8 protein-coding genes are annotated in these 13,115 nt (G+C 66.5%); 4 read left to right on the top strand and 4 right to left on the bottom strand.

Annotated features, from left to right (window positions below; genetic code table 11):
* Positions 1 to 106 precede the first annotated feature (106 nt).
* Positions 107 to 328 (bottom strand): RNA-binding S4 domain-containing protein, encoded by a 222-nt coding sequence (locus ACFC0O_RS24595; protein ID WP_364636898.1) that lies wholly within the window; start codon positions 326 to 328, stop codon positions 107 to 109.
* Positions 329 to 458: 130 nt separating this feature from the next.
* Between ACFC0O_RS24595 and lysX the strand changes: the two genes are divergently transcribed.
* The 4 genes from lysX to ACFC0O_RS24575 all read left to right on the top strand — a co-directional run bounded on the left by lysX (position 459) and on the right by ACFC0O_RS24575 (position 5,257).
* Positions 459 to 3,788, top strand: coding sequence for a bifunctional lysylphosphatidylglycerol synthetase/lysine--tRNA ligase LysX (lysX, locus tag ACFC0O_RS24590; RefSeq protein WP_375961587.1), 3,330 nt, complete (start codon positions 459 to 461; stop codon positions 3,786 to 3,788).
* Positions 3,789 to 3,920: 132 nt separating this feature from the next.
* Positions 3,921 to 4,154 carry a hypothetical protein gene (locus ACFC0O_RS24585; protein WP_375961585.1) on the top strand — a complete coding sequence of 78 codons (234 nt, stop codon included), beginning with the start codon at positions 3,921 to 3,923 and terminating at the stop codon, positions 4,152 to 4,154.
* Positions 4,155 to 4,206: 52 nt separating this feature from the next.
* The gene (locus tag ACFC0O_RS24580) at positions 4,207 to 4,824 is read left to right on the top strand and encodes a histidine phosphatase family protein (RefSeq protein WP_375961582.1); all 618 of its coding nucleotides are present in this window, start codon (positions 4,207 to 4,209) and stop codon (positions 4,822 to 4,824) included.
* 118 nt (positions 4,825 to 4,942) lie between these two features.
* A complete protein-coding gene (locus tag ACFC0O_RS24575; protein ID WP_375961580.1) occupies positions 4,943 to 5,257 on the top strand; it encodes a hypothetical protein in 315 nt (104 codons plus the stop codon).
* A 77-nt stretch (positions 5,258 to 5,334) separates the two neighbouring features.
* Here the strand turns inward: ACFC0O_RS24575 and ACFC0O_RS24570 are convergent, their stop codons facing one another.
* The 3 genes from ACFC0O_RS24570 to gltB all read right to left on the bottom strand — a co-directional run bounded on the left by ACFC0O_RS24570 (position 5,335) and on the right by gltB (position 12,814).
* The gene (locus tag ACFC0O_RS24570; protein WP_364637952.1) at positions 5,335 to 6,180 is read right to left on the bottom strand and encodes a cutinase family protein; all 846 of its coding nucleotides are present in this window, start codon (positions 6,178 to 6,180) and stop codon (positions 5,335 to 5,337) included.
* 431 nt (positions 6,181 to 6,611) lie between these two features.
* Positions 6,612 to 8,081 (bottom strand): glutamate synthase subunit beta, encoded by a 1,470-nt coding sequence (locus ACFC0O_RS24565; protein ID WP_375961577.1) that lies wholly within the window; start codon positions 8,079 to 8,081, stop codon positions 6,612 to 6,614.
* Between the two features lie 59 nt (positions 8,082 to 8,140).
* Positions 8,141 to 12,814: a glutamate synthase large subunit gene (gene gltB, locus ACFC0O_RS24560; RefSeq protein ID WP_375961575.1), complete on the bottom strand. Its 4,674-nt coding sequence runs from the start codon at positions 12,812 to 12,814 to the stop codon at positions 8,141 to 8,143.
* Between the last annotated feature and the right edge of the window lie 301 nt (positions 12,815 to 13,115).

Genomic DNA, 13,115 nt, shown 5'->3' with positions numbered 1-13,115 from the left:
CGGAAGCCCGCTTCTCGAGAGACTCTGTGAATACTCTCAGCGACCTGTTTCCCCGCCCCGGCGCACGTTCGCTCCGGGGCGCACGGGGGCGCTTCGGACAGGAGCGTCAGTAGTTGGCGACGCGGGCTTTGTGGCCCGCGATGGTGACCACGTCTCCCGCTTGTAATTGGCGGCCGCGGCGTAGCTCTACCTCGTCATTCACCCGGACGAGGCCGCCCGCGATGACGTTCTTGGCTTCCGAACCGGAATCGATGAGGTTCGCCAGCTTCAGGAATTGGCCGAGTCGAATGACTTCGTCCTCGATCGGCACATCGACTGGATCCGACATGGCTACATCCTCACCCGCGGGTTCCCCGAGACCAAATATCGGGCCCGCAACCCGTCGGTAAGGCACCCGCAACAAGACACGAACCGGGTTCCGAGTGCGCGGGAGCGACGCCAACATACACACTGGTGCGGTGACTTCGACGCAGGACCGGCAGCACCGGGAACTCGAACACAGACCCGACGCGCGGTCGCCCGAAGTGCCGCATCGCGGACACGGGCGTCTCCGGGAAGTCCCGCACGTTGCGGGGCTGGTCCTGGGCGTCTTCGCGGTCCTGTGTGCCATGTGGAGTATTTCGCCCGGTCTGCGCTATCTGACCTCCGGTTTGCGGCACTACGTCGACACCTATTACTTCGACGCGCCCGACACCTCCCTCGTCTGGGCGCTGGTGGTCGGCCTGCTCGCGGGCGCGACCGCCAGCCGCAAGCGCATCGCCTGGTGGTTACTGTTCGGCTATATGGCGGCGTACGCGCTCGCCAACGCACTGGACTTCGGCACCGAGGGCGATGTGAACGCGCTCGTCGCGCTGATCGTGCACCTCGGTGTGATGGGTGTGCTGCTCGCGGCGTGGAGCGAGTTCTACACGCGGGTGCGCGGCGGCACCATCCTGCGCTCGTTCGGCGTGCTGTTCGGCGGCCTGGCGCTCGGCTGCGTGGTCGGCTGGGGCCTGGTGGAACTCTTCCCCGGCAGCCTGCCCTCGGACGAGCAGCGGCCGCTCTGGGCCATCTCGAGGGTCACCGGAGCCATCCTGGTCAGCAACGAGGACTTCGACGGGCATCCGCCGCATCTGGTGAACCTGCTGCTCGGCCTGTTCGGCGCGATCGCGCTGCTGGCCGCGGTGATGGTGCTGTTCCGTTCGCAGCGCGCCACCAACGCGCTCACCGGGCTCGACGAATCCGCGCTGCGCGGGCTCATCGAACGCTCGGATGTGGAGGATTCGCTCGGCTACTTCGCCACCCGCCGCGATAAGGCCGTCGTCTTCGCGCCCAGCGGTAAGGCCGCGGTCACCTATCGCGTGGAACTCGGGGTCTGCCTGGCCTCGGGCGATCCCATCGGATTGAAGGAGGCGTGGCCGCACGCCATCGACGCCTGGCTGAAACTGGCCGACCAATACGGCTGGGCCCCGGCCGTGATGGGCGCGAGCGAGATCGGCGCGACCGCCTATAAGCGCGCCGGACTTTCCGCGCTGCGCCTGGGCGACGAGGCGATTCTGGAGACCCGCACCTTCTCGCTCGCGGGCCCGGAGATGAAACAGGTCCGGCAGGCCGTGAACCGGCTCGCCAAGCAGGGCATCACCGTTCGCGTGCGGCGGCACAAGGAAGTCGAACCGGAGGAGATGCGCGAGGTCATGCACCGCGCCGAACTCTGGCGCGATACCGAGACCGAACGCGGCTTCTCCATGGCCCTGGACCGGCTCGGCGATCCCCTGGACGGCGACTGCCTGCTGGTCGAGGCCATCGATGCGAACGAGCGCGTGCTCGGCATGCTGTCCCTGGTGCCGTGGGGCCGCACCGGCGTCTCACTCGATCTGATGCGCCGCGATCGCCAAAGCCCCAATGGCGTCATGGAATTGATGATCTCCAAACTGGCGCTCACCTCCGACCAGTACGGCATCACCCGAATCTCGTTGAACTTCGCGGTCTTCCGCGCGGTCTTCGAGGAGGGCAGCCGCATCGGCGCGGGACCCGTACTGCGACTGTGGCGTTCGGTGCTGATGTTCTTCTCGCGCTGGTATCAGCTGGAGGCGCTGTACCGCTCCAATGTGAAATATCAGCCGGACTGGGTGCCGCGCTTCTCCATGTTCGAGGAACGCCGCCAGTTGCCGCGCGTCGCCATCGCCAGCGCGCTCGCCGAGGGCTTCCTGCCGCGAATCGGCAAGGAACAGAACGCTTCCGCGCACACCGGTCTGCGCTCCTCGGTGCCGGACACCATGACCGGACTGCACGCCGACGGCAGCATGCCCGATCTGCCACCGGAGGATCTCGCCGAATCCGGACCGCGCCGCCCCGAACAGGTGCGGGTGCGGATGGACAAACTGCGCAAACTCAATGACTCCGGCGTCGACGCCTATCCGGTCGCCTATCCCCCGACCCACACCGTCGCCGCCGCGCGCCGCTCCCCGCAGGGCACCACGGTGCGAGTCTGCGGACGGCTCCTGCGAATTCGCGATTACGGCGGCGTCAGCTTCGCACTGCTGCGCGACTGGTCCGGGGAGATCCAACTGGTCATCGACCGCGGCCGGGTCGGCGCGGAACGCAGCGCCGACTTCGACACCTACTTCGATCTCGGCGATCTCATCGAGGTCAGCGGTCAGATCGGGCGCAGCCGCAGCGGTGAGCTATCCCTGCTCGCCGCCGACTGGCGCATGATCGGAAAATGCCTGCACCCGCTACCCGACAAGTGGAAGGGCCTGGCCGATCCCGAGGCGCGCGTGCGGCAGCGCTACGTCGACATGGCCATCAACACCGATATCCGCGAGGTGATGGCCAAGCGCAGCGCCGTGGTGCGCTCGCTGCGAGACACCCTGCACGGCTGGGGATTCCTGGAAGTCGAGACCCCGGTACTGCAGCAGGTGCACGGCGGTGCGAACGCCACCCCGTTCACCACGCATATCAATGCCTACGATCTCGACCTGTACCTGCGCATCGCACCCGAGCTGTACCTGAAGCGGCTCTGCGTCGGCGGTATGGAGAAGGTGTTCGAACTCGGCCGCGTCTTCCGCAACGAAGGCGTCGACTACAGCCACAATCCCGAGTTCACCATTCTGGAAGCCTATGAGGCGCACAGCGATTACGAGCGCATGATGCACGCCTGCCGCCAGCTCATCCAGGAGGCCGCCCTCGCGGCCAACGGCAGGATGGTGGCCATGCGGCCCGGACCGGACGGCACGCTCACCGAGGTGGACATCTCCGGCGACTGGCCGGTCAAGACCGTGCACGGCGCGGTATCGGAGAAGCTCGGCGAGACCATCAGTCCCGAGACCGATGCCGAACGCCTGCGCCTGCTCTGCGATAAAGCCGGTATCACTTGGCAATTGGGCTGGGACGCCGGGCAGATCGTGCTGGAGATGTACGAGCATCTGGTCGAGGCGAGCACCGAGGAACCCACGTTCTACATCGATTTCCCGACCTCGGTCTCCCCGCTGACGCGCGCGCACCGGCATATCGCGGGGGTTACCGAACGCTGGGACCTGGTCGCGTGGGGCGTCGAATTGGGCACCGCCTACAGCGAATTGACCGATCCGGTGGAGCAGCGCAAACGCCTCACCGAACAGTCCATGCTGGCCGCGGGCGGCGATCCGGAGGCGATGGAACTCGATGAGGACTTCCTGCAGGCCCTCGAGCACGCCATGCCGCCCACCGGTGGCCTCGGCGTCGGCGTGGACCGCGTGGTCATGCTGATCACCGGGCGCAGTATTCGCGAAACCCTGCCCTTCCCGCTTGTGAAACCCCGTACGGGGTAACCCGTTTCGAAGAGTCTCGGCGATCTTGTGAACGTTTCGATGTTCACAGCCGATTCACAGTGGACTCCCAGAACCGGGACTGCCCGTTAACCTTGTGAGCAGTCCCGGGGAGGGGGCTACCGAATAGATGAGATGGGGTTTCACATGCACTACCTGGACTTGATGACCCAGGCCAACCTGCTGGACCACCAGGTGTGGACCAATCCGGACACCTGGACCTCCACCATGGAGTACGCCGCCAAGAAGAAGTCGTCCAAGAAGGGTGGCAGCTTCTGGATCTTCGGCGCGGTCTGCTGCATCGGCATCGTGGTGCTGATCCTCGGCATCGTCTACCTGATGCAGAACAAGAAGAACCAGGGACAGTAGGCCCTCCCCGCCCCGAACGGAACGCGTCGGCGGCGTGCGGCAGAGTGGGGATGTGCAGTTGATCCTCGTCCGCCACGCCCAGCCGCGACGCGTCCAGGGGCTCACCGGCCCGGCGGACCCCGATCTCACCGAGATCGGGGTCGAGCAGGCGGCCCGGGTACCCGGCGCGCTGGCCCACCATCGCATTGCCCGCGTGGTCAGCAGTCCGCAATTGCGGGCCCGCGATACCGCCCGGCCCACCGCCGAGAAGCTGGGCCTGGACACCGAAATCATCGACGGCCTCGCCGAATACGATCGCGAGCTGCCCGCCTACATTCCGATCGAGGACGCGCAGCAGGAATTCCGCGCCGTCTACGACCGCATCAAGGCCGGATACCTGCCCGAGCAAATCGACGGCGACGCCTTCCGCGGCCGCGTCCTCGGCAGTGCGGCGGCCATCGCCGCTGCCGCCGAGCATGACGACACCGTGGTCGCATTCGCGCACGGCGGCGTCATCAACGTGCTGCTGCAGGACGTGCTCGGACTGGAACGGCCGCTCACCTTCCCGATCGACTACTGCTCGATCACCCGAATCCTGTACTCCCGCACCGGCCGCCGCACGGTCGCCACGGTGAACGAGAACGGGCACGTCTTCGACCTGTTGCCGAGGAATCGCCAGCCGCGCGAGTGAGCCGCCCGGGGGCCTCGCAGTCGATTCCCAGAGTCGTCGGACCACGCTCCCAGGCCCGGCCACTTGTATGGGGACCACGAGCCGCAAGCGCGGCCCGGCCCCCGCGAAAGGATCCACCGTGACCGCCTCCTCGTCACCCCGCAAGTCCCGCCGCCGCATGGCGCTGCGCATCGCCGCCGCCGGTGTCCTGGCCGCCGTACCGCTGGCCCTGGTCGCCCTGCCCGCCACCGCCGCCACCCCCGACACCCCGACCGCCGTGCAGGTCGATCAGAACTGGCCCGGCCAGAACAACGACGGCGATCGCGATCACCACCATCGCGGCAATCGCGGCGACCACCCCGGTGACCGCGACTGGAACCAGGGCGGCCAGCCGGGCGACAACACCCCGCCGCCCGCGCCCTGGCAGCCGCCCGCCACCGGCTCCGCCGGATAACCTTGGGAGACAACGAGAAAGGCCGCTCCCAGGAATGGTGGGAGCGGCCTTTTCGTATTCTGTTGTGAGCGAACGACTTACGCCGCGTTGGCGAGCCAGTTGTGCATCCAGCTCAGTGCGGTCTGACCGCCGCCGACGCCGTAACTGCCGTAGCTGGTGTGCCGTCCGGTGCGGAAGAACTGCTCGAACTGCTGGGCGCGCTGCTCGTTCGCACCCTCGCTGAGCTGCGACTGCAGGGTGGGGATACCGCCCTGGGCCATCAGATCGTTGATGATCGCGCCGACCTCGAGCTGGTACCGCCACAGGTTGGCCGGGTTCGGGTCGGAGGTCTGCGCCAGGAATCCGGCGAACCGGCTGACGAAGTCGCTCTCCTCGGTGGAGCAGTACAGATCGCCGACCGCGCAGACCGTGCGCACGCGATCGGAGATGAAGCCGAAGCCGCCCATGCGCGGACCGCCCGCACCCGCACCGGGCGCGATCGGGCCGACCTGCACATCGGTGATGGAACGACGCGGATCGGATATGAGCGCCACGGCCGCAATGCGATCCGGCGGCACCACACCGAGTCCCGAGCCGATCTCCGCGGCCAGATCGCCCGCGGCGTCCGCGCCCTGGCTGTAGCCGGTGATGGAGATCTTGGTGCCCGGGCAGCGCGCCCCCATGGCCTGAACCAGGCCGCGCGCGTTATCGGTGGCTTCCTTCTTGGAGGCGCCGTAGACGTCACCCTCCCAGGGGAAGGCGGTGGCCGCGTAGGTCACGTAGTCCACCTCGCCGGGTAGCCCGTTGGTAACCTGCGACAGCATTCCGGGGCCGGGGGTCTTGTCGTGACCGGTCTCCCAGGTGCCGGGGATGGCCACGGTGTACATGACCGGGCATCCGGGGTCCGCCGTAACGGGACCACTGCCCAGCACGATTCCAGTTATGAGCACGCTCGCCGCTGCCCCCGCAGCCGCGACTATTCTTTTCAACCGCACTACTGCTCCAGTTCACGCCTGCCCGGGATAACTTCTCCATCCCGATTCCCGATCATGGTGTCGTCGCCGGATGACAATCCGGTGCACTCAGGGTTAACCGAAGTAACCGCCCCGTATGAGATGCGCAAACCAGACCGCAAGACAGAGATCAGCGACACAACGCCGATAACAATAAAGGTGACCTTGTCCGCGCGCCACGCGACCAGGACAAGTTGTCCGATTTCGACCCCTATTCGGCACGTCAGGTCAGGGTGCCGCCACTCATGACGCGGCCTGTGCGGTGGCCGGAAAACCCTGTACGAGACATCGCGCAAACGAAAACGGCCACGGATCCGAAGATCCGCGGCCGCTTCACAAATCAGCTCACACTGGGACGAACATCACCGCTGGGCGACATCGGTCGGGCGGATCGGGGACGGCAGCGCCGTCTCGCCCTCGAGGAACTTGTCGACCGCGGACGCGCACGCGCGACCCTCGGCGATGGCCCACACGATGAGCGACTGACCGCGGCCCATATCGCCGGCGACGAAGACGCCGGGAACCGTGGTGGCCCAGTCGTTATCGCGCTTGACGTTGCCGCGCTGGTCGTAGCCCACGCCCAGACCCTCGAGCAGACCGTTCTTCTGCGGTCCGACGAAGCCCATGGACAGCAGCACCAGATCGGCCTCGAGCGTGAAGTCGGTGCCCTCGACCTTCTCGAAACGGCCGTTCACCATCGACACCTCGTGCGCCTGCAACCCGGTGACCTTGCCGTCGGTGCCGACGAAGCGCTCGGTGTTGACGGAGAACAGGCGCTCGCCGCCCTCCTCGTGCGCGGACGCCACCCGGTACATGAGCGGGTAGGTCGGCCACGGGGTGGAACCGGCGCGCTCCTCGGGCGGGCGCGGCATGATCTCGAACTGGTGGACCGACTCCGCACCCTGACGGTGCGAGGTGCCCAGGCAGTCCGCGCCGGTGTCGCCGCCGCCGATGATGATGACCTTCTTACCGCGCGCGTTGATGCGCGGCAGGCCGTCCTCATCGGTGATCGGATCGCCCAGCTGCACGCGGTTGGCCAGCGGCAGGAACTCCATCGCCTGATGGATGCCGTCCAGATCGCGGCCCGGGATGGGCAGATCACGCGCGATGGTCGCGCCACCGGACAGCACCACGGCGTCGAAACGCTCGCGCAGCTGATCGGCGGTGATGTCGACGCCCACGTTCACGCTGGTCTTGAAGACGGTGCCTTCGGCTTCCATCTGCGCGATCCGGCGATCGATGAAGCGCTTCTCCATCTTGAATTCCGGGATGCCGTAGCGCATCAGGCCGCCGATGCGGTCGTCACGCTCGAACACGGTCACGGTGTGACCGGCGCGGGTCAGCTGCTGCGCGGCGGCCAGACCGGCCGGGCCGGAGCCGACGACGGCGACCTTCTTGCCGGTCAGACGGGTCGGGTACACCGGGGTGACCCAGCCCTCGTCGAAACCGTTCTCGATGATCTCGACCTCGACCTGCTTGATCGTCACCGGATCCTGGTTGATGCCCAGGACACAGGACGCCTCGCAGGGCGCGGGGCAGAGGCGGCCGGTGAACTCCGGGAAGTTGTTCGTGGCGTGCAGCCGGTCGAACGATTCCTTCCAGGAACCCTTGTACACCAGGTCATTCCATTCGGGAATCAGGTTCCCGAGCGGACAACCGTTGTGGCAGAAGGGGATACCGCAGTCCATGCAGCGGCTGGCCTGCTTCTGGAGCGTCTCGTGGGAGAACTTCTCCTCGTAGACCTCTTTCCAGTCCAGCAGGCGCAGTTCGACCGGACGGCGCTTCGGCAGTTCCCGACTCGTGTGCTTCAGGAAGCCCTGTGCGTCACCCATTTACGACTCCAACTTTCGCGCCAACGCGGGCGCACCCAACAAATCCGGTGCAGGTCATGTCAGCCACGAGCGGCCTCCATGATCGCCGCGTCGACATCGCGGCCGGCCTTCTCGGCCTCCGAGATGGCCAGCAGGACCTTCTTGTAGTCCCGCGGCATGACCTTCACGAAATGGTTCACCTGCTGCGACCAGTCGCCCAGGATGCGTTCCGCCACAGCCGAACCGGTCTCGTCGCGGTGCTGGGAGATGGTGTCCCGCAGCCACGAGGTCTCCTCGGCGGAGAGCTGCTCGAGGTCGACCAGTTCACCGTTGAGGTTCTTCTCGAAGGTGCCGTTCGGGTTGTAGATGTAGGCGATACCGCCGGACATGCCCGCACCGAAGTTACGGCCGGTCTCGCCGAGGATGACCACCTTGCCACCGGTCATGTACTCGCAGGCGTGGTCGCCCACACCCTCGACCACCGCGGTGGCGCCCGAGTTGCGGACGCTGAAGCGCTCGCCGGCCACACCGCGGATGAAGGCCTGACCGCTGGTCGCGCCGAACAGGATCACGTTGCCCGCGATGATGTTCCGCTCCGCGACGAACTCCTCCGGCACGTCCAGGGACGGCCGCACGATGATGCGCCCACCCGAAAGACCCTTGCCGACATAGTCATTGGTGTCGCCGTGCACACGCAGGGTGATACCGGCCGGGACGAACGCACCGAACGAGTTACCGGCGGAACCGGTGAACGTGATGTCGATGGTGTTGTCCGGCAGGCCGACGCCGCCGTACAGCTTGGTCACCTCGTGGCCGAGCATGGTGCCGACGGTCCGGTTCACATTGGTGATCTTGGTGTCGAACTTGACCGGCTTACCGCGCTCCAGCGCATCCGCGGCCTGCGCGATGAGCTGGTTGTCCAGGGCCTTGTCCAGACCGTGGTCCTGGCCCTTGGTGTTGCGGCGGTCCTGCATCATGAACGCCGTCTCGACATCGTCGAGGATCGGGGACAGATCCAGCTTGGCGGCCTTCCAGTGCTCCTTGGCCTGCGTGGTGTCGAGCAGGTCGACGCGGCCGATGGCCTCGTCGAGCGTGCGCAGCCCCAGCGAGGCGAGCAGTTCGCGCACCTCTTCGGCGATGTAGAGCATGAAGTTCTCGACGAACTCCGGCTTACCGGTGAAACGCTCACGGAGAACCGGGTTCTGGGTGGCGACGCCGACCGGGCAGGTGTCGAGGTGGCACACGCGCATCATGATGCAGCCCGAGACCACCAGCGGCGCGGTCGCGAAACCGTACTCCTCGGCGCCCAGCAGGGCAGCGATCATGACATCGCGGCCGGTCTTCATCTGACCGTCGACCTGCACCACGATGCGGTCGCGCAAACCGTTGAGCAGCAGCGTCTGCTGGGTCTCGGCCAGGCCGAGCTCCCAGGGACCGCCCGCGTGCTTGAGCGAGGTCAGCGGCGAAGCGCCGGTGCCGCCGTCGTGACCGGAGATCAGCACCACGTCCGCGTGCGCCTTGGACACACCCGCGGCGACGGTGCCGACGCCGGGCTCCGCGACAAGTTTCACGTGAATCCGCGCCTGCGGGTTCGCGTTCTTCAGGTCGTGGATCAGCTGCGCCAGATCCTCGATCGAGTAGATGTCGTGGTGCGGCGGCGGGGAAATGAGACCCACGCCCGGAGTCGAATGCCGGACCTCGGCGACCCACGGGTACACCTTGTGCGCGGGCAGCTGTCCGCCCTCGCCCGGCTTCGCGCCCTGGGCCATCTTGATCTGGATATCGGTGCAGTTGGTCAGGTAGTGCGCGGTCACGCCGAAGCGGCCCGAGGCCACCTGCTTGATCGCACTACGACGCCAGTCGCCGTTCTCCTCCGGCTCGAAGCGAGCCGGATGCTCGCCGCCCTCACCGGAATTGGAGCGGCCGCCGAGCCGGTTCATGGCCACGGCCAGGGTCTCGTGCGCCTCGGCCGAGATGGAGCCGTAGCTCATCGCACCGGTCGAGAAACGCTTCACGATCGCGCTGGCGGGTTCGACCTCGTCCAGCGGAATCGGGTTGCGGCCCTTGGACTTGAACTGGAACAGGCCGCGCAGCGAGGCCAAGCGCTCCGACTGATCGTCGACGAGCTTGGTGTACTCCTTGAAGACCTTGTACTGGCCCGAGCGGGTGGCGTGCTGCAGCTTGAACACCGTGTCCGGGTTGAACAGGTGGTATTCGCCCTCGCGCCGCCACTGGTATTCGCCGCCGACCTCGAGCTCGCGGTGCGCGCGCTCATTGCGGTTCTCCAGGAACGCGACCTTGTGCCGGGTGGCGACCTCGGCCGCGATGTCGTCGAGGCCGATACCGTCCAGCGGCGAGCGCAGACCGGTGAAGTACTCGTCCACCAGTTCCTGCGACAGGCCCACGACCTGGAACAGCTGGGCGCCGCGGTAGGAGGCGATGGTGGAGATGCCCATCTTGGACATCACCTTCAGCACACCCTTGCCGGCGGCCTTGTTGTAGTTGTAGACGGCCTTCTTGAAGTCCTCGGCATGATCGCCGGTGCTGCCCGGCATCTGCAGCTGACCGCGCTCCAGCATGTCCTCGATCGACTCGAAGGCCATGTAGGGGTTGATGGCGGCCGCACCGAAACCGACGAGCAGCGCCATGTGGTGCACCTCGCGGGCGTCACCGGCCTCCACGACCAGGCCGACCTGGGTGCGGGTGCGCTCCTTCACCAGGTGGTGATGGACGGCCGCGGTGAGCAGCAGCGACGGGATCGGCGCCAGCTTCTCGTTGGATTCGCGGTCGGACAGGATGATGATGCGCGCGCCACCGTCGATGGCGGTCGAAACCTGTTGCTGCACAGCCTCGATGGCCTTGCGCAGCCCCTTGCCGCCCTTCTTGACCGGGTACAGGCCGTGCACGACGACCGAACGCAGATCGGGGCGCGAGCCGTCATCGTTGATGTGCACGAGCTTGGAGAGCTCGTCGTTGTCCAGAATCGGCTGGGTCAGGGTGATCTGACGACAGGAGTCCGGGCCCGGGTTCAGCAGATCGTCCTCGGGGCCGATCATGCTGCGCAGCGAGGTGACCACCTCTTCGCGGATGGCATCCAGCGGCGGGTTGGTGACCTGCGCGAACAGCTGCGAGAAGTAGTCGAACAGCAGGCGCGGACGCGCCGACAGCACCGCGATCGGGGTGTCGGTGCCCATCGAGCCGAGCGCCTCGCCGCCGGTCTGCGCCATCGGCGAGATCAGCAGGTTCAGCTCTTCGATGGAGTATCCGAAGATCTGCTGGCGGATCAGCACGCGGTCGTGCGACATGTGCACGTGCGGGCGGTCCTGCAGGTCCGACAGCTTGGTCGGGCCGTTGTCCAGCCACTCCTGGTACGGGTGCTCGTTCGCCAGCGTCGACTTGACCTCGTCATCGCTGATGATGCGGCCCTGTTCGGTGTCGACCAGGAACATGCGGCCGGGCTGCAAACGGGTCTTCTGCACCACGGTGGACGGGTCGATGTCGAGCACGCCGACCTCGGAGGCCATCACGACCAGGCCGTCCTCGGTGACCCAGATGCGGCCGGGGCGCAGACCGTTGCGGTCCAGCACCGCGCCGACGAAGCGGCCGTCGGTGAAGGCCACCGAGGCCGGGCCGTCCCACGGCTCCATCAGGAACGAGTGGTAGCGGTAGAAGGCGCGCTGGGCCGGATCCATGGACTCGTGGCGTTCCCACGCCTCCGGGATCATCATGAGCACGGCGTGCGGGAGGCTGCGGCCGCCCAGGTGCAGCAGTTCGAGCACCTCGTCGAAGCGAGCGGTGTCGGACGCGCCGGGGGTGCAGACCGGGAAGATCTTCTCCAGGCGGTTGTTGCCCTCGGAGTCGATGCCGAAGGCGTTCGACTTCAGCAGCGCCTCACGCGCCCGCATCCAGTTCTCGTTACCGGAGACGGTGTTGATCTCGCCGTTGTGGGCGACGCGGCGGAAGGGGTGCGCCAGCGGCCAGGACGGGAAGGTGTTGGTGGAGAAGCGCGAGTGCACGATGCCCAGCGCCGACTCCACGCGATCATCCTGGAGATCCAGGTAGAAGGCGCGCAGCTGCGGCGTGGTGAACATGCCCTTGTAGACGAAGGTCTGACCGGAAAGGCTCGGGAAGTACACCGATTCCTTGCCGACGCTGCCTTCACCGGCGCCCGCTTTGCCGAGCTGATGCTCGATGCGCTTGCGGATGACGTAGACGCGGCGCTCCAGATCCATGCCGGAGAGCTGCTCGGCGGCATCCTTCGGCGAGGCGATGAAGATCTGCCGGAAGGTGGGCATGGCGTCGCGGGACAGCGCACCGAGCGAGGATTCGTCGATCGGGACCTCGCGCCAGCCCAGGACCTCGAGGCCCTCTTCGCGCACGATCTTCTCGACGCCGTATCCGGCGCGAGCGGCCTCGCGGCGAGCCTGCGGAAGGAAGGCGATACCCGTGGCGTAGGAGCCTTCGGCGGGAAGGTCGAAGTCGACGATCGCACGGAAGAACTTGTCCGGGAGCTGAATCAGGATGCCCGCACCGTCACCGGAGTTGGGTTCGGCACCCGCGGCGCCGCGGTGCTCCAGGTTCAGCAGGGCGGTAATAGCCTTGTCGACGATGTCGCGGCTACGACGGCCGTGCATGTCGACGACGAATGCGACGCCACAGGCGTCGTGTTCATTCGCCGGGTCATAGAGCCCGCGGGGTCCGTGCCCATAGCCGGCACCGCCGGTGGGGGACCTGTGGCCGGGAAGTTGCGTCATGCCTCTGCCTTCACAAAAAACAGGCCTTCGAAGAATTGCGGCCTTCGTCGAACGCCTCCGTCAGACTGCGCCCAGGCGGTTCGGAGACCAGCGGCGCTGATGGTCGTCCCGTGCAGTCAACTCTCCAGTTGTTTTCACCCGTTTCGATTTTTCGTCGGGTGCTCGGCGGTAACCGAACGCTTACGTGTTAGCTACCAACCGCGCCGTTCTCGCCTATTACGCTGAGCACCGATCGGGCCTCTGGACGGTATGGGGCGATATGCCGAACTTGTCGCATCCGGCGTAAGAGCAAACGATAAGT

It is taken from the genome of Nocardia sp. NPDC056100, from assembly GCF_042266325.1.
In the GTDB taxonomy this organism is placed as follows: Bacteria; Actinomycetota; Actinomycetes; order Mycobacteriales; family Mycobacteriaceae; genus Nocardia.
The sequence above is the reverse complement of the archived record's forward strand: the minus strand, read 5'-3'. Positions and strand labels throughout refer to the sequence as shown.

Bases quoted from the DNA above. Each gene is read 5' to 3' on its own strand.
- ACFC0O_RS24595 (WP_364636898.1), bottom strand. From the start codon at position 328: ATGTCGGATCCAGTCGATGTGCCGATCGAGGACGAAGTCATTCGACTC.
- gltB (WP_375961575.1), bottom strand. From the start codon at position 12,814: ATGACGCAACTTCCCGGCCACAGGTCCCCCACCGGCGGTGCCGGCTAT.
- ACFC0O_RS24585 (WP_375961585.1), top strand. From the start codon at position 3,921: ATGGGGTTTCACATGCACTACCTGGACTTGATGACCCAGGCCAACCTG.
- ACFC0O_RS24565 (WP_375961577.1), bottom strand. From the start codon at position 8,081: ATGGGTGACGCACAGGGCTTCCTGAAGCACACGAGTCGGGAACTGCCG.